At 49.3% G+C, this 15,403-nt stretch carries 18 protein-coding genes, 1 pseudogene and 1 other annotated feature; of the genes and pseudogenes, 11 read left to right on the top strand and 8 right to left on the bottom strand.

What is annotated here, in order from left to right; all coding sequences use genetic code 11:
- From EQP46_RS23560 to rnm, 4 genes and pseudogenes are all read right to left on the bottom strand, one after another.
- A pseudogene (locus EQP46_RS23560) lies at nucleotides 1-256 on the bottom strand (helix-turn-helix domain-containing protein); the annotation flags it as partial.
- A 94-nt stretch (nucleotides 257-350) separates the two neighbouring features.
- Nucleotides 351-1,415 carry a 23S rRNA pseudouridine(2605) synthase RluB gene (gene rluB, locus EQP46_RS23565; protein WP_129495920.1) on the bottom strand — a complete coding sequence of 355 codons (1,065 nt, stop codon included), beginning with the start codon at nucleotides 1,413-1,415 and terminating at the stop codon, nucleotides 351-353.
- Nucleotides 1,416-1,549: 134 nt separating this feature from the next.
- Entirely contained in the window at nucleotides 1,550-2,170 is a 621-nt protein-coding gene (locus EQP46_RS23570) for an L-threonylcarbamoyladenylate synthase (RefSeq protein WP_129495921.1), read from the bottom strand.
- Nucleotides 2,167-3,042 (bottom strand): RNase RNM, encoded by an 876-nt coding sequence (rnm, locus tag EQP46_RS23575; protein WP_129495922.1) that lies wholly within the window; start codon nucleotides 3,040-3,042, stop codon nucleotides 2,167-2,169. The genes EQP46_RS23570 and rnm overlap by 4 nt, the downstream gene beginning before the upstream one ends.
- Before the next feature lie 122 nt (nucleotides 3,043-3,164).
- Nucleotides 3,165-3,259 (top strand) — a sequence feature (Trp leader region).
- 69 nt (nucleotides 3,260-3,328) lie between these two features.
- On the opposite strand from rnm, the gene aroF reads away from it, so the two are divergent.
- From aroF to gspS2, 11 genes are all read left to right on the top strand, one after another.
- The gene (gene aroF / locus EQP46_RS23580) at nucleotides 3,329-4,342 is read left to right on the top strand and encodes a 3-deoxy-7-phosphoheptulonate synthase (RefSeq protein ID WP_129495923.1); all 1,014 of its coding nucleotides are present in this window, start codon (nucleotides 3,329-3,331) and stop codon (nucleotides 4,340-4,342) included.
- Nucleotides 4,339-5,922, top strand: a complete 1,584-nt coding sequence (locus EQP46_RS23585) for an anthranilate synthase component 1 (RefSeq protein ID WP_129495924.1) — start codon at nucleotides 4,339-4,341, stop codon at nucleotides 5,920-5,922. Before aroF ends, EQP46_RS23585 begins: the two co-directional genes overlap by 4 nt.
- A complete protein-coding gene (locus EQP46_RS23590; protein ID WP_129495925.1) occupies nucleotides 5,919-6,518 on the top strand; it encodes an aminodeoxychorismate/anthranilate synthase component II in 600 nt (199 codons plus the stop codon). The genes EQP46_RS23585 and EQP46_RS23590 overlap by 4 nt, the downstream gene beginning before the upstream one ends.
- 26 nt (nucleotides 6,519-6,544) lie before the next feature.
- Nucleotides 6,545-7,546, top strand: coding sequence for an anthranilate phosphoribosyltransferase (gene trpD / locus EQP46_RS23595; RefSeq protein ID WP_129495926.1), 1,002 nt, complete (start codon nucleotides 6,545-6,547; stop codon nucleotides 7,544-7,546).
- A complete protein-coding gene (gene trpCF / locus EQP46_RS23600) occupies nucleotides 7,546-8,913 on the top strand; it encodes a bifunctional indole-3-glycerol-phosphate synthase TrpC/phosphoribosylanthranilate isomerase TrpF (protein WP_129495927.1) in 1,368 nt (455 codons plus the stop codon). Before trpD ends, trpCF begins: the two co-directional genes overlap by 1 nt.
- A gap of 9 nt (nucleotides 8,914-8,922) precedes the next feature.
- Nucleotides 8,923-10,113, top strand: coding sequence for a tryptophan synthase subunit beta (gene trpB, locus EQP46_RS23605; RefSeq protein ID WP_129495928.1), 1,191 nt, complete (start codon nucleotides 8,923-8,925; stop codon nucleotides 10,111-10,113).
- Nucleotides 10,113-10,934: a tryptophan synthase subunit alpha gene (trpA, locus tag EQP46_RS23610; RefSeq protein ID WP_129495929.1), complete on the top strand. Its 822-nt coding sequence runs from the start codon at nucleotides 10,113-10,115 to the stop codon at nucleotides 10,932-10,934. The genes trpB and trpA overlap by 1 nt, the downstream gene beginning before the upstream one ends.
- Nucleotides 10,935-11,157: 223 nt before the next feature.
- A complete protein-coding gene (locus EQP46_RS23615; protein ID WP_129495930.1) occupies nucleotides 11,158-11,727 on the top strand; it encodes a septation protein A in 570 nt (189 codons plus the stop codon).
- A gap of 63 nt (nucleotides 11,728-11,790) precedes the next feature.
- On the top strand, nucleotides 11,791-12,189 hold the full coding sequence (gene yciA, locus EQP46_RS23620) for an acyl-CoA thioester hydrolase YciA (RefSeq protein WP_017011387.1): 399 nt from the start codon (nucleotides 11,791-11,793) through the stop codon (nucleotides 12,187-12,189).
- 90 nt (nucleotides 12,190-12,279) lie between these two features.
- Nucleotides 12,280-12,582 carry a YciI family protein gene (locus EQP46_RS23625; protein ID WP_017011388.1) on the top strand — a complete coding sequence of 101 codons (303 nt, stop codon included), beginning with the start codon at nucleotides 12,280-12,282 and terminating at the stop codon, nucleotides 12,580-12,582.
- A gap of 30 nt (nucleotides 12,583-12,612) precedes the next feature.
- Nucleotides 12,613-13,008 carry a type II secretion system pilot lipoprotein GspS-beta gene (gspS2, locus tag EQP46_RS23630; protein WP_129495931.1) on the top strand — a complete coding sequence of 132 codons (396 nt, stop codon included), beginning with the start codon at nucleotides 12,613-12,615 and terminating at the stop codon, nucleotides 13,006-13,008.
- 80 nt (nucleotides 13,009-13,088) lie between these two features.
- On the opposite strand, the gene EQP46_RS23635 is transcribed toward gspS2, so the two are convergent.
- From EQP46_RS23635 to EQP46_RS23650, 4 genes are all read right to left on the bottom strand, one after another.
- Complete coding sequence (locus tag EQP46_RS23635; protein ID WP_129495932.1) at nucleotides 13,089-13,337, bottom strand: hypothetical protein; 249 nt, start codon at nucleotides 13,335-13,337, stop codon at nucleotides 13,089-13,091.
- Nucleotides 13,338-13,373: 36 nt separating this feature from the next.
- Nucleotides 13,374-14,327, bottom strand: a complete 954-nt coding sequence (locus EQP46_RS23640) for a class I SAM-dependent methyltransferase (RefSeq protein ID WP_129495933.1) — start codon at nucleotides 14,325-14,327, stop codon at nucleotides 13,374-13,376.
- Nucleotides 14,324-14,539 carry a hypothetical protein gene (locus EQP46_RS23645; protein WP_129495934.1) on the bottom strand — a complete coding sequence of 72 codons (216 nt, stop codon included), beginning with the start codon at nucleotides 14,537-14,539 and terminating at the stop codon, nucleotides 14,324-14,326. Before EQP46_RS23645 ends, EQP46_RS23640 begins: the two co-directional genes overlap by 4 nt.
- Before the next feature lie 61 nt (nucleotides 14,540-14,600).
- The gene (locus EQP46_RS23650; protein ID WP_129495935.1) at nucleotides 14,601-15,284 is read right to left on the bottom strand and encodes a TIGR01621 family pseudouridine synthase; all 684 of its coding nucleotides are present in this window, start codon (nucleotides 15,282-15,284) and stop codon (nucleotides 14,601-14,603) included.
- Nucleotides 15,285-15,403: the final 119 nt, after the last annotated feature.

The following is a 15,403-nucleotide window of genomic DNA, read 5'->3' on the forward strand; positions in this document are numbered from 1 at the left end:
TGAGTCGTTTGATCTCTTGGGCGGGTGTTTCTTTCGACTGCGTCATGTTGGGTAGCCTCATTGGCTTGGACCAATCTAATCTACCATGTTTTCTGAGCCACACCAGAACAGTGCTTCTCCCTTGGATACCATAACGTTCCTGAGCTTGTTTGTATGTCAGTTCGCCGTTTTCAACCCGTTCGACAACGGACAATTTAAAGCCCATTGAATAATCACGGGAAGTTCGGCGGATACGCTTGGAGTTTGACTCTTTCATGAATAAGTCTCCAAAGTGTCAACTTATTCCAGGACGAGACATACATAAAGAAAAAGCCAGCATCAGATGCTGGCTTTTTTGAACCTGTTGGCGCTTAGCGGCCTTGGCGTTTGCTGCTTTGAGGCTTGCCGCCTTGAACCTTCTGACGAGAAGAAGACTGACCCGGACGATTCTGCCCTGGCTTGCCCGGACGTCCACCAGCACGTTGCGCTGGTTTGCCCGCATCAGTGCGGCCTTGACCACGGCGTGGTGCTGGCTTGTCAGAAGCTGCAGATTGCTCACCACCACGACGTTGTGGGCGTGGCTTACGTGTATCAGCACTTTCAACGCGATCTTCATGACGACGAACCGCACGACGGATCTTCTGGCTACGCGCTTTACGCTTCTTCATTTCTGGCGTGATCATGGTTTCACGCTCAGGACGAAGTTCAACCATCTCTCGAAGGTAGTTTACGTCATCCAGTTCAAGCTCCATCCAACCGCCGCGTGGCAGTTCTTTGTTCAGATAGAGGTTGCCGTAACGTACACGTTTCAGACGGCTAACAGTCACACCCTGTGATTCCCACAGACGACGCACTTCGCGGTTACGCCCTTCAGTGATCACAACGTAGAAAGTATGGTTCATGCCTTCACCGCCAGCGTAAACGATATCTTCAAAACGGGCTTCGCCGTCTTCTAGCGTTACGCCACGAACCAGATTCTTGATCATCTGCTCGTTCACTTCACCAAATACACGCACCATGTATTCGCGTTGTACTTGGCGGCTTGGGTGCATCAGGCGGTTTGCAAGTTCACCGTCAGTGGTGAACAGCATCAGACCAGATGTGTTCGCATCCAAACGACCAACAGCAACCCAGCGGGCACCGTTCATACGAGGAAGACGATCAAAAACGGTACGACGACCTTCAGGATCGCTACGTGTACACAGTTCACCTTCAGGTTTGTTGTACGCCAACACGCGGCACACAACTTCAGAAGGTGCGGCAACTTGCACGCTATGACCATCAACACGAATGTTCGTTGACGCGTCATCTAGGCGGTCACCCAGCTTCGCAACAACACCATTAACACTGACACGGCCAGCCTGAATCATGCTTTCGATCTCACGACGAGAACCAAGACCTGCGCGGGCTAGCACCTTCTGTAATTTTTCGCTCATTTACGTTTCACCTTACTGTCGCCTTCACAGGCGTCGATGTCGGAAAGAAAAGGCCGTCAGAAAGAAATCTGAGGCAACGGCGTATTATGCCTAAAAAAGCACAATCACGCCATGAGTTTTGTATGCCTATAAGCTTACAGAAATGGGGAAGGATCGCCTGTGCCATGGCGGAGAATTTCGGCCTCTCCATCGCTGAAATCAACGACTGTGGTCGGTTGCTCACCAAGGTAGCCTCCATTTAGGATGACATCAACGGTGTGCTCTAATTGGTCACGAATGGCTTCTGGATCAGACTCGGTAAAATCATTCCCAGGCAGAATCAGTGAGGTCGACATCATCGGCTCACCCAGCGCTTCCAACAAATCAAGTGCGATACGATTATCCGGCACACGAATACCAATGGTTTTACGCTTAGGGTTCATCAAACGACGCGGCACTTCCTTCGTCGCTTTCAAGATGAAGGTGTAAGGCCCTGGCGTGTTGTTTTTAATCAAGCGGTAGGCGGTATTATCGACGCGCGCATACACGGAAATTTCAGATAAATCTCGGCACAGCAGAGTAAAGTTGTGTTTATCGTCCAAGCGGCGAATACGACAGATTTTTTCTAGCGCAGGTTTATTTTCAAGCTGGCAACCCAGTGCATAGCCCGAATCCGTTGGGTAAATGATAACGCCGCCGTTGCGCACAATGGCAACAGCCTGCGTGATTAAGCGTGTTTGTGGATTTTCAGGGTGAACGTAAAAAAATTGGCTCACTTTTCCTCCTCTGGGCTTATCTCTGCCCCTTCAATGACTGGTAGTGTCCAACTTTCCCAAATCCCTTCGCACCCCTTTGGCAGGTACAAATTGCGCCCAAGCTCAAGCCATGGCGACGGATAGTGGAAGTCAGATCCTTGGGATACCAGTAATCCATAATGAATAGCATAGTCAGCAAGTTGTCGACGTTCGACAGGAGATTGTTGAGGCTGGACAATTTCCATCCCGTCTCCACCCGCTTCTTTAAATGCTTCTAGCAAGCGTTTTAACCATTTCGCTGTCAGTTTATAGCGACCTGGGTGAGCAATCACTGCCTGCCCTCCCGCTTTGTGAATAACATCAACAGCTTCTGCGATTGTGCACCAGTTTGGTGGCACATAACCGGGGTTGCCACGCGTCAGATATTTCTTAAATACGGCTTGCATGTTCTTCACATGACCTTGCTCGACCATCCAACGCGCGAAATGCGCACGGGTTAGCGGCACATCGCCCGCCAAGGCCTTTGCACCTTCTAATGCGCCCGGCATGCGGTTCTTTTCCAAACGCTCCGCGATTTGCTCTGCGCGCGTGTCACGACGATCAGCTTGCTGCGCAATCAGCGCATTTAGCTCAGGCGAATCGAGATCAATGTTCAATCCAACAATGTGGATGTCTTTGTTTTGCCAAACGGTAGAAATTTCAATGCCATTGACGATATGCAAAGGAAGATCAGCCTCAATCACTGCCTGCTTAGCAGGTTCAATACCCGCGACAGTATCGTGATCCGTGATAGCAAGCACTTGGACGCGAAAATCGACCGCGCGCTTTACAAGTTCTGCTGGGCTGAAGCGTCCGTCGGACGCCGTGGTGTGGCTGTGGAGATCAAATAGCATTAATTTTCTTCAATTCGTTGCTTGACATTACCACCATACACTAGTTAACTAGTACACGATTACGAACACAAATGGATAACGTCATCATGGTACAGCATAACCTCACTCAACAAACAGTAATGATTAACTGGTGGTGGCACTCCCTATAGCGGGCAGTGTGATGAGTTGTACCTAACGGAAAGACGTCACCAAGCCCGCAGATAGCGGGTTTTTTTATACCTCTATTTACCGCCCAGAATGCATTGAGCACCTTATTGAAGGTGGCGGCACCAAAAGGATTTTTAACATGATTATCGTATTAAAACCGCAAGCGACGGAACAACAAGCAAAAGCCATTCTGGGCAAAATTGAACAAGCGGGTTTGAAACCGTTGTTTATGCCGGGCGTTGAACGCATCGTTTTAGGTGCGTTGGGTGATGAGCGCGTGTTGCAAAAACTCCACCTAGAGAGCGACCCCTTGGTAGAAGAGGTCAAACCCATTTTATCCAAATACAAAATGGTCAGTCGTGAAGTGCAAGCGCACGACACGGTCGTACGTATTGGGAATATGGCGGTGGGTGGCGACAAATTCGCGGTTATCGCCGGCCCTTGCTCTGTGGAATCCGAACAACAATTGTTGTCTGTTGCCGATGTTGTTAAAAGCCACGGCGCGGTGGCGCTTCGAGGCGGCGCGTATAAGCCTCGCACCAGCCCATATGATTTCCAAGGCATGGGCGTTGAAGGCCTAAAGCTGCTTAAACAAGCCAGTGACGCAACAGGTATGCCGACCGTCTCAGAAGTGATGGAAGTCAGTCAGGTGGATTCACTGTGCGAATACATTGATTGCCTTCAAATTGGCGCGCGTAATATGCAAAACTACGGATTGTTAAAAGCAGTTGGCGAAACAGGCAAACCAGTCTTGTTAAAACGCGGACTTTCCGCCACTATCGAGGAACTGTTGCTAGCCGCAGAATATATCTATGATGCTGGCAACCCGAACATCATCCTTTGTGAACGTGGTATCCGCACTTACGAGACTGCAACGCGTAATACGCTGGACTTAAATGCAGTCGCCTACATAAAGCAACGCAGCCACCTGCCAGTTGTCGTGGATCCAAGCCATGGGACGGGTGTGCGTGAATTGGTTATTCCTCTTTCACGTGCCGCCGCCGCAGTGGGGGCTGACGGTATTATCGTCGAAAGCCACCTAAACCCTGCGGAAGCCCTGTCTGATGGCCATCAAGCGCTCACAGGAGACATGTTCGCGCAGTTAATGCAGGAACTAAAACCATTTGTTGAAGCAGCAGGGAGAACGCTGTGAAAAACCACGCTTTAAAACAAGGCGAATTAGACGTACTGAGCTTGGATGTGCCGTACGTCGCCGCTCCGACTGAATTATATGCCGCAGTCTGTCAGGACCGCCCGCACAGTCTACTTTTAGAGTCTGCCGAGATTGATTCAAAGCAGGACCTGAAAAGTCTGATGTTGGTGGATGCTGCAGTCCGCATCGTTTGCCGCGGCCGCATTGTCGAACTCGAAGCAAAATCGGAAAACGGCAACAATGTATTGAATGCCGTTGAAGCCCAGATTGATCATCAAGGTATCGCGATTTGTCGTGAGCGCGATGGCAACATGCTGACGCTTCATTTTTCAGAAGAAGACAGAACGCTCGATGAAGATGCGCGTTTACGCCAACCTTCGCCGTTTGACGCACTTCGCCTGATTCAACACGCTTTCCAGCTGGAAGAGCAACCCGACGATGCACTGATGATTGGCGGCCTTTTTGCCTACGATCTGGTGGCGCAGTTTGAACCGCTGCCTGACGCAGAAGAAAGCAATCGCTGCCCTGATTTTCTTTTCTATGTCGCCGAAACGCTCTTGGTCATTGACCACCAGCGCCGCAAAGCAAAGTTGCAAGGCACTCTCTTCGGTGGTGATGACACCACACAAACCTACTTTGATTTAAGTCGCCGACTTCAAGCCATTAAAGAAAGCTGCCTGAACCCAACGGCAATGCCAGTCGCACAACAAGTTGAAGATGGAGAAATCGCCGTTTCTATCAGCGACGAAGATTTCTGTCAGGCCGTTGACACACTTAAAGAATACGTCGTCAAAGGTGACGTGTTTCAGGTCGTGCCTAGCCGCCGATTCACACTGCCTTGCCCTTCCCCGTTGAATGCGTACTTGAAACTCAAACAAGGTAACCCGAGCCCGTACATGTTCTACATGCATGACAGTGAGTTCACCTTGTTTGGCGCATCACCGGAAAGTGCACTGAAATACAGCAAAGATACCAACCAAGTGGAAATTTACCCGATTGCAGGCACGCGCCCTCGTGGTAAAAACCCAAACGGCTCCATCAACTTGGATTTAGACGGCCGTATCGAACTCGAACTTCGCAACGACACCAAAGAAAAAGCCGAGCACATGATGCTGGTTGATTTGGCGCGTAATGACGTAGCGCGAATCAGTGAACCGGGTACACGTTACGTGTCAGACCTTCTGCAAGTTGACCGCTATAGCCACGTCATGCATCTCGTGTCTCGTGTTGTTGGTCAACTGCGTAACGATCTTGATGCGCTGCATGCCTATCAGGCTTGCATGAATATGGGCACCCTAACAGGCGCACCAAAAATCCGTGCCATGCAGCTTATCCGCCAATTCGAAAAACGTCGCCGTGGTAGCTACGGGGGTGCTGTTGGCTACCTGACAGGCCATGGTGACATGGACACTTGTATCGTGATCCGTTCTGCTTACGTTGAAGATGGTATTGCGCAAGTGCAAGCAGGCGCAGGCGTGGTGTTCGACTCCGTGCCTCAAGCTGAAGCCGATGAAACACGCGGAAAAGCACAGGCGGTGCTGACGGCAATTCGAGCAGCACATTCAGGAGGTGCACAATGAGCCAAGCCATGAATGCACACATCGTGCTCATCGATAACTTCGATTCTTTCACCTACAACTTGGTCGACCAATTCCGCTCATTGGGTTATCCGGTAAAGATTTATCGCAACAGCTTGTCTGCAGAGCAAATTGAACAAGCAATCAGCGAGCTGACCAACCCCGTAGTGGTGCTATCCCCAGGCCCGGGGGCGCCATCAGAAGCAGGCTGTATGCCAGCGCTGATTCAAAAACTAAAAGGCAAAGTGCCAATGATTGGCATTTGTCTCGGTCAACAAGCCATCACAGAAGCTTATGGCGGTGTGGTTGCTGGTGCGGGTGAAATCGTTCACGGAAAAGCCTCGCAAATGACCCACAACGCCCATGCTGTGTTTGGCAACATTGAAAGCCCACTTACCATCGCGCGCTACCACTCGTTGGTTGCGACCAAGGTGCCGGATTCACTGGATGTGATTGCGGATGTAGAAGGCTTAGTCATGGCGGTGGTGAACGACGCAGATCGCGTTGTCGGTTTCCAATTCCACCCAGAGTCAATTTTGACAACGAAAGGCGCAGACCTTCTTACAAATACAATCAACTGGGCGACACAACCGCGCTGATGGACGACAAGACAAGGAGAGTAAACATGGATGCAATTATTAATAAGCTTTACGAACAAGAATCTCTGTCTCGTGAAGAAAGCCATCAGCTGTTCGACACCATCATCAAAGGTGAAATGGACCCTATCCTGCTGGCTGCAACATTAACATCGCTCAAAATCAAAGGCGAAACGCCAGAAGAGATTGCGGGTGCGGCATCTGCATTAACCGCAAACGCAAATCCGTTCCCATCACCTGACTATGACTTCGCTGACATTGTTGGCACCGGCGGTGACGGCTCGAACTCCATCAACATTTCCACGACAGCAGCCTTTGTTGCCGCAGCCTGTGGTGTGAAAGTCGCCAAGCACGGTAACCGAGGCGTATCGAGCAAATCTGGCTCTTCCGACTTGCTTGCTGCGTTCGGTATTGATTTAGCCATGAGCCCAGACACAGCACGTGGCGCATTAGACGACTTGGGTGTGTGCTTCTTATTCGCACCGCAATACCACAGCGGTGTTCGCCACGCGATGCCTGTTCGTCAAACCATGAAAACGCGCACCATCTTTAATCTGCTAGGCCCATTGATTAACCCAGCAAAACCAACGCTGGAATTGATGGGAGTTTATGACAAAGCCCTCGTAAGGCCGATTGCAGAAACCATCAAAACCCTTGGCCTAAAACGCGCTGCGGTTGTCCACGGTAGCGGGCTTGATGAAGTCGCCATTCACGGTGAAACCACCGTGGCTGAAATTAAAGATGGCGTGATCATCGAATACACACTGACACCGGAAGACTTCGGCGTTAATACCCACCCTCTCAAATCCATTGAAGGGGGCACGCCAGAAGAGAACCGAGAAATCATCACACAGATCCTACAAGGTAAAGGAACAGAAGCACAGCAAAGCGCTGTTGCCGTTAACGTTGCACTTCTGCTTCGCCTCTTCGGGCAGGAAGATCTGAAAGCAAACACGCAAAAAGCGCTGGATGTGATGAGCAGCGGAAAGCCCTTCGAACTCGTTCAGCAACTTGCGTCACGGAGCAACTAATGGAAACGGTATTAGCAAAAATTGTTGCGGATAAACACATTTGGATTGAAGCGCGTAAGACGGCACAGCCGCTAGCGAGCTTCATCAATGAAGTCGTCCCAAGTAATCGCAGCTTTTACGATGCGCTTTCAGGCAAACCCGCCAAGTTTATCTTGGAGTGTAAGAAGGCCTCGCCATCAAAAGGGCTCATCCGCGATGACTTCGACTTGGATTACATCGCCAGCGTATACGGCAACCATGCCGCGGCGATTTCTGTCCTCACAGATGAAAAGTACTTCCAAGGTAACTTTGACTTTCTACCGCAAGTCCGCGGCCAAGTGCCTTGCCCTGTGCTTTGCAAAGATTTCGTGGTAGACACCTACCAAGTCTACCTCGCGCGTTTTCATCAAGCTGATGCCATTTTGTTGATGCTGTCTGTACTTAACGACGATGAATACCGTGAACTGTCTGCACTCGCGCATGAACTTAACCTCGGCGTGCTGACAGAAGTCAGCAACGAAGAAGAACTGGAACGCGCCATTGCGCTAAAAGCCAAGGTTGTTGGCATTAATAACCGCAACTTGCGCGATCTAAGCATCGACCTAAACCGTACGAAAGAGCTCGCGCCGCGTTTGTCTGAAGACACCATCGTGATTTCAGAATCAGGTATCTATACCCATCAACAAGTGCGAGAGCTAGCACCTTTTGCAAACGGTTTTTTGATTGGTAGCTCGTTAATGTCTGAAGACGATGTTGAACGTGCTGTACGTCGTGTACTTTACGGTGACAACAAGGTCTGCGGTTTAACACGTGCAGAAGATGCCAAAGCCGCTTATGACGCCTATGCCAACTACGGTGGACTCATTTTCGTTGAAAAATCACCGCGCTTTGTGGATGTGGATGCAGCACGAAAAGTCATGGAAGGCGCACCGCTTGCTTACGTAGGTGTGTTCCAAAATCATGCGCTTTCAGATGTTGCTGATATTGCAAACACGCTATCACTGTCAGCGGTTCAGTTGCACGGCAATGAAGATGGCGACTACGTGAAAGCGTTGCGTGAAGCCTTGCCAAGCAATACGCAGATTTGGAAAGCCCACGGCGTGAGCGATACCGCGCCTGCGCTTGAGGCTAACGCCGACAGAAATCTATTCGACAGCCGTGTGGGCACACAAAGCGGCGGAACAGGCAAAGCGTTTGATTGGTCTCTCATTCCAGAGGATCGCAAAGACACCGTGATGATCGCAGGTGGCCTTTCGCAAGAAAACGCAAAAGACGCAGCACAACTGGGCTGCGCAGGACTCGATTTTAACTCTGGCGTCGAAAGCGCGCCGGGTATCAAAGATAAACAAAAATTGGACGCTGCATTCTCAGCGCTTAGAGATTACTAAAGGACGGTTATGACTAAGTTGAATGCCTACTTCGGCGAATTTGGTGGTCAGTACGTACCACAAATCTTGGTCCCAGCACTGGACCAGTTAGAGCAAGCGTTTATTGATGCGCAAAATGACCCTGAGTTTCAGAAGGAGTTTATTGGCCTTTTGGAAGAGTATGCAGGTCGCCCAACCGCATTGACGCTAACGCGTAACCTTACCAAAGGCACCAAGACCAAGCTGTACCTAAAGCGTGAAGACTTACTTCACGGTGGTGCGCACAAGACCAATCAGGTGTTGGGTCAGGCACTGCTTGCGAAACGCATGGGCAAGAAAGAGATCATCGCTGAAACAGGTGCGGGTCAACACGGTGTGGCAACAGCACTGGCTTGTGCACTGCTTGATTTGAAATGCCGCGTTTACATGGGTGCAAAAGACGTAGAACGTCAAAGCCCGAATGTATTCCGCATGAAGTTAATGGGCGCAGAAGTCATTCCTGTTCACTCTGGTTCTTCAACCCTGAAAGATGCGTGTAACGAAGCGCTACGTGACTGGTCTGCAAGCTATGAAGATGCACACTATCTTCTTGGTACAGCAGCGGGTCCTCACCCTTTCCCGACCATCGTGCGTGAATTCCAGAAAATGATTGGTGAAGAAACCAAGCAACAGATTTTGGAACGCGAAGGTCGCTTACCCGACAGCGTGATTGCCTGCGTCGGCGGTGGATCAAACGCGATTGGTATGTTTGCTGATTTCATCGAAGAATCTGATGTGGGATTGATTGGCGTTGAGCCAGCAGGTCTCGGCCTAGACACTGACCAACATGGCGCGCCGCTTAAACACGGCAAGCTGGGTATCTTCTTTGGAATGAAGTCGCCACTGATGCAAGACCCGAATGGCCAAGTTGAAGAGTCATACTCTGTGTCTGCAGGTCTCGACTTCCCATCTGTTGGCCCTCAGCACGCACACTTAAATTCAATTGGCCGCGCCGAATACGTTGCCATTACCGATGACGAAGCGCTCGATGCCTTCCAAGAGCTCGCGAGCCACGAAGGTATTATCCCTGCACTGGAATCCGCTCACGCATTGGCTTACGCGCTAAAAATGGCGCGCGAAAACCCAGAGAAAGAACAATTGTTAGTGGTTAACTTGTCAGGTCGTGGAGACAAGGACATCTTCACCGTGCACGACATTTTGAAAGAAAAAGGAGTGATGTAATGGCTGCGACCTTGTCTCACCGCTATGAAGCGATGTTTGAAAAACTCGATGCCAAAGGCGAAGGTGCCTTCGTTCCTTTCGTGACCATTGGCGATCCAAACCCAGAGCAATCATTAAAGATCATTGAAACCTTAGTGGCTAACGGTGCTGACGCACTGGAACTGGGTATCCCTTTTTCTGACCCATTGGCAGACGGCCCAACCATTCAAGGCGCAGCAATCCGCGCATTGGATTCTGGCACCACGCCTGACAACTGCTTCGACATCCTTCGCCAAGTGCGTGAAAACCACCCTGAGATCCCTATGGGTCTGTTGATGTACGCCAACCTAGTGTTCGCTAATGGTATCGACAACTTCTACGCGAAATGCGCAGATGCCGGTGTGGATTCGGTATTGATTGCCGATGTTCCAGCGGGTGAATCCAAAGAGTTTCGTGATTCAGCGGCTAAACATGGTGTTCATGCCATCTTCATTGCGCCACCGAATGCCAATGAAGACACACTGAAAACCATTTCCGACCTAGGCGGCGGTTACACCTACTTGCTATCACGCGCTGGCGTAACAGGTGCAGAAACCAAAGCCGGTCAGCCGATTGAACATTTGCTTGAAAAACTGAGTGATTACGGCGCACCACGCCCACTGCTCGGTTTCGGTATTTCTGAGCCGTCACAAGTGAAAGAAGCCATCGCTGCGGGTGCGGCGGGTGCCATTTCAGGCTCAGCCGTGGTTAAAATCATTGAACGTAATGTGAATGATGAAGCCACCATGCTCAAAGAACTTGGTGAGTTTGTGGTAAGCCTAAAAGCGGCCACCAAGAAATAATCACGATTCAAAGACAAAGACAGGTCGGCAACTGCCGGCCTTTTTTGTGTTCAAAATCTTTCGCTTTCTCCTTTTAATCGCTCAAAGCGCACTCAACGATTTTTATTCAGCATATCCCACAGCAATTCATCCGGTTAATCACGTTTTAACTCTGATCATAATTCGGTAAACTCGAACGCTGAATCGCGCCTACCCAGCAGGGTCAACAAGGATAAGTACCTGAATGAAACAGCTCCTCGACTTTATTCCATTAGTCATTTTCTTTGCCCTCTACAAAATGCAGGACATATACGTCGCCACTGGAGCACTTATCGTTGCCACCCTTATCCAAGTGATCATGACGTGGGTGTTGTACAAGAAAGTCGAAAAAATGCAAATAGTGACTGCCGCACTGGTTGCAGTGTTTGGCGGGATGACGCTTTTTTTCCAAGATGACAACTTCATCAAATGGAAAGTGACCATTGTTTACGCACTGTTTGCGGGCGGCCTGATCATTTCACAACTCATGGGTAAGCCGCTTATTAAAGGCATGCTGGGTAAGGAAATTGTCTTGCCTGATGCTGTGTGGCGAAACGTCAACACTGCGTGGGTCGCGTTCTTTGCGGTGCTTGCTGTCGTCAATATCTATGTGGCGTATCAGCTGCCCCTTGATGTATGGGTGAATTTCAAAGTGTTCGGCTTACTTGGTCTCACATTGGCTTACACCTTGGTCACTGGCGTTTATATTTACAAGCACATGCCGAAAGAAGAAAGCTTGTCAGACGAATCGAAGAAAGAAACCGATTCAGAATAATTACTTAGCCCAATGGGAGAAATTTTATCTCACATGGGTTTTTCATTTCCCGGAAGTAGTACCATGTCGGAAACGAACAATTGCCCTCGCGGCCAACTTTTATTGCGCACCCTCGCCATGCCGGCAGACACCAACGCAAACGGTGATATTTTTGGCGGCTGGATCATGTCTCAACTTGACTTGGCGGGTGCCATTTTGGCAAAAGAGATTTCTCACGGACGTGTTGTGACGGTCTCCGTTGAAGAAATTGTCTTTAAAACACCGGTAAAAGTCGGTGATGTTGTGTGTTGCTATGGCGAATGCATTCGTATTGGACGCACATCCATGAGCGTTGCACTGGAAGTTTGGGTGAAACCTGTCGCTGCGGATGGTGTCGGTCAACGCCATAAAGTTTGCGAAGCAACGTTTAACTACGTGGCGATTGATGCCAACGGTCGACCAAGACCGATAAATAAGTCATAAATCATACATTTCAATAAGCGATTTTGGTTACGCTCGCATACACTTGGCGAGATACTGTGAACCAAAAGATAACCGAGAGAGAAAACACGGATGTGGTACGTCATTTTTTCACAAGATGTAGAGAATAGTTTGCCTTTGCGTATGCAAGTACGTGAGCAACACTTGGCTAGACTTCGCGAACTTGACGCCGAAGGCCGTCTGCTGGTTGCAGGCCCTAATCCGGCGATTGATTCTGAAGATCCTGGTGAAGCAGGATTCACTGGCTCCACGGTTATTGCAAAATTTGACAGTCTCGCTGATGCAAAGGCTTGGGCCGATGCCGACCCGTACATCGAAGCGGGTGTTTACAAAGATGTCATCATCAAACCGTTTAAGAAAGTGTTGCCCGCCTAATTTGGCAACGGATATGCAAAGGATTTTTTAATGCGACTAGTATCATCAACTGGACGAATTGCACTTGCTGGCTTACTAGCAATGGTTATTTCGGCGTGTTCCAGTACGTCTGATCAAGAAATTGCTGAAACCTTCGCTGCGCAACGCGCAGACATGCTTGGCAAAATTATGCCTGTTGAAGGTCCTGGCTATAACATCGTTCGCGCGAAAGCAGACGGCAGTATGATCGAACTGACATTGCTTTACTCTGGAAGCGGCGATATTGCACCGACTGTGCTGGCGGATAACTTGAAGAACACCTACTGTTCAGACAATGAAATCGCTTCGCTGATGGAGAAAGGCGTCAGCTATAAGTTGCTTTTCCGCGACAGCCGTGGACGAGAGATTTTGCAGCGCTTCGTCACCCACGAAGATTGTGTGAAATAACACGTCAGCGTAGAACGCAAAAAGGCCCTGCTGGGCCTTTTTTGACCGTGTCATACAACCCGTGGCAATCCACCCGTTATCTACACAGTAAACCCATGAATAAATGCCAAGACTTTCTCTTCTGGCATTTCACAGGGTTTGAGCACCCACTTTCCATCGACCTCATACATATTGGCACTGATGAAATTGGTACTAGACAGCGATTCTGCGTATACCTTGACGGATTTACCTTCGCTATACCGTTTTATCGACATTCCCCAACGTTCACCTTGATACAAAACGTCGTGATGGCCCGCGTCGAATTGACTGATGCGGAGAAAGGCATCCATGACTTACCTCCAAGTAGATTCAGGAAAATATACGGTTTACTTAACTTCGCGGTGACGAAAATGCATCACTTTCAACGCACTGTCTGAATCAATGTCTTCAAACTCTGGTGGATTATCTAAGCGAGAGACAAACTCAAATGCGGGTGCGCACTCAACCATTTGTTCCGTCAGAAAACTTGGCTGAATGTCAGGTGAATTCACACACGCAAGTACATCACCGCCTTCCACGACCAACTCAGGCAAACGGCGCAAGATTTTCGCGTAGTCTTTCGTCAGAACGAAACTGCCTTTCTGGAATGACGGAGGATCAATGATCACCAAATCATAAGGACCATACTTTTTGACCTTACCCCATGATTTAAATAACTCATGCCCCAAAAATGCCACTTGATTGAGGTTATGCTGATTCAACTGATGATTTTCACGACCACGAGAAAGTGATGACCTTGCCATGTCCAAGTTAACCACTTGGTCGGCCTTGCCCTCAATGGCAGCCACAGAAAAGCCGCAGGTGTAGGCAAACAGGTTCAATACGCGCTTGTGTTTGGCGTTGTTCTGCACCCACTCTCGACCTAAACGCATGTCGAGAAACAAACCGTTGTTCTGACGCTTACCCAGATCCAATTTGTAAGTCAGCCCGTTCTCAATCACATTGATTTGTTGAGGTTGCTCGCCCACAAAGGTTTCTGTTTCCGCCCCTTCGCGGTCACGATGCTGAACAACAATGGTGTTTCCGCCAATGGCTTTCCAAACATCTCCGTGTTGAAAATCTGCGATGCCTTGTTTTAACGCATCATAAAATGCGGCTTCATCTTCTTTAAAGATCGCAATCTGAAGCACGCCGCTGCCTAGCCAATCCGCGGTGATTTGTTCAAGCCCCTCGTAACAGCGGCCACGGCCATGAAAAACACGGCGCACTTCATTGCTACACGCAGGTAAACGCTCAGCAATAACGGCAAAGAACGTCGACAAAGCAGCTGGATTCATCATTTTTCAAATCCTTCATTGTTTTCAACGATCACATTGTCGGGGTTTGCGATAGTGACGCCTTCAACGGGTGCTCCACCCAATTGAAGGTTGGTGAAATCGCTGTTTCTTTTAATACGCCCTCTTGCCGACTTTTTTAAGCGTTGTCGACGAAGATTGGCAAGGCTCCAGAAACGATGCGCATTAGTTTGTGTTTTTTTACGAATAAGCGGCATGGAATGCTCCAACAGTCTCGTTCCATCCTTGGAGTACGAAAATTAAAATGAAATGCGCGCGTCACTGCACTTTTGTTTTTTTGTGGGGCAATGTCGGCCAAGCCAACAAAGAGGGAGATTGCCAGTCTTCTGGAATCTCTGCCCACTGCTCACCAATGCGAGGAGGCTGAATAAATTGGTAGTGTTCACCGGCATGCCAAAACGCCAAAGCATAGGCATGAAGATACCCGCGATCGGCCTCTAGTCCACCGTAGATATCATCACCTAAAATCGCAGAGCCAACACTTTTTAACGCAACGCGAATCTGGTGCGTCTTACCCGTAAACGGTTTACAGAGAAAAGCACGACGCCCTTCACCCACTGACGTAGAAAAGAACTGTGTTACCGCAGGGTTTTCTCTACTCGGTAATAACTTCCACATTGAACGACGACTTTTCGCCATATCACCAATGATTGTGCCCTGCTTTTTCGTCGGCTTTTTCGCGGCAATCGCCAGATAAAACTTACCCACTTCACGTGCAGCGAAAAGTGATGAAAGCGCTGAAGCGGCAGCTTGATGACGTCCAAGCAGTAAAAGCCCCGAGGTCATTTTATCTAAACGGTGAATCAGATACAGCTGTTTGTCACCCGTGAGTTGCCCAACACTGGCAAGCAATGGTTGAGCGTTATCATCTTTATGCACGCTGATACCAGGGTGTTTATCAATCACCAGAAAGTCTTCGTTTTGAAAGACCAGATCGAACATAGCTGAACCTTGAATAATCGAAACTGCGGAGAGTGTAATGGCGAAACTGGTGTGAATAAAGCTCGGATGAAGGTTAGGCGCGAAAAACGAAAAAATCCCCAGCTACAGGCTGAGGATTT

It is taken from the genome of Enterovibrio baiacu, from assembly GCF_004120195.1.
In the GTDB taxonomy this organism is placed as follows: Bacteria; Pseudomonadota; Gammaproteobacteria; order Enterobacterales; family Vibrionaceae; genus Enterovibrio; species Enterovibrio baiacui.

What these genes read in the sequence shown, in the direction of transcription:
- rluB (WP_129495920.1), bottom strand. Translation starts at nt 1,415, where the DNA reads ATGAGCGAAAAATTACAGAAGGTGCTAGCCCGCGCAGGTCTTGGTTCT.
- rnm (WP_129495922.1), bottom strand. Translation starts at nt 3,042, where the DNA reads ATGCTATTTGATCTCCACAGCCACACCACGGCGTCCGACGGACGCTTC.
- aroF (WP_129495923.1), top strand. Translation starts at nt 3,329, where the DNA reads ATGATTATCGTATTAAAACCGCAAGCGACGGAACAACAAGCAAAAGCC.
- EQP46_RS23590 (WP_129495925.1), top strand. Translation starts at nt 5,919, where the DNA reads ATGAGCCAAGCCATGAATGCACACATCGTGCTCATCGATAACTTCGAT.
- trpD (WP_129495926.1), top strand. Translation starts at nt 6,545, where the DNA reads ATGGATGCAATTATTAATAAGCTTTACGAACAAGAATCTCTGTCTCGT.
- trpCF (WP_129495927.1), top strand. Translation starts at nt 7,546, where the DNA reads ATGGAAACGGTATTAGCAAAAATTGTTGCGGATAAACACATTTGGATT.
- trpB (WP_129495928.1), top strand. Translation starts at nt 8,923, where the DNA reads ATGACTAAGTTGAATGCCTACTTCGGCGAATTTGGTGGTCAGTACGTA.
- trpA (WP_129495929.1), top strand. Translation starts at nt 10,113, where the DNA reads ATGGCTGCGACCTTGTCTCACCGCTATGAAGCGATGTTTGAAAAACTC.
- EQP46_RS23615 (WP_129495930.1), top strand. Translation starts at nt 11,158, where the DNA reads ATGAAACAGCTCCTCGACTTTATTCCATTAGTCATTTTCTTTGCCCTC.
- yciA (WP_017011387.1), top strand. Translation starts at nt 11,791, where the DNA reads ATGTCGGAAACGAACAATTGCCCTCGCGGCCAACTTTTATTGCGCACC.
- EQP46_RS23625 (WP_017011388.1), top strand. Translation starts at nt 12,280, where the DNA reads ATGTGGTACGTCATTTTTTCACAAGATGTAGAGAATAGTTTGCCTTTG.
- gspS2 (WP_129495931.1), top strand. Translation starts at nt 12,613, where the DNA reads ATGCGACTAGTATCATCAACTGGACGAATTGCACTTGCTGGCTTACTA.
- EQP46_RS23635 (WP_129495932.1), bottom strand. Translation starts at nt 13,337, where the DNA reads ATGGATGCCTTTCTCCGCATCAGTCAATTCGACGCGGGCCATCACGAC.
- EQP46_RS23640 (WP_129495933.1), bottom strand. Translation starts at nt 14,327, where the DNA reads ATGATGAATCCAGCTGCTTTGTCGACGTTCTTTGCCGTTATTGCTGAG.
- EQP46_RS23645 (WP_129495934.1), bottom strand. Translation starts at nt 14,539, where the DNA reads ATGCCGCTTATTCGTAAAAAAACACAAACTAATGCGCATCGTTTCTGG.
- EQP46_RS23650 (WP_129495935.1), bottom strand. Translation starts at nt 15,284, where the DNA reads ATGTTCGATCTGGTCTTTCAAAACGAAGACTTTCTGGTGATTGATAAA.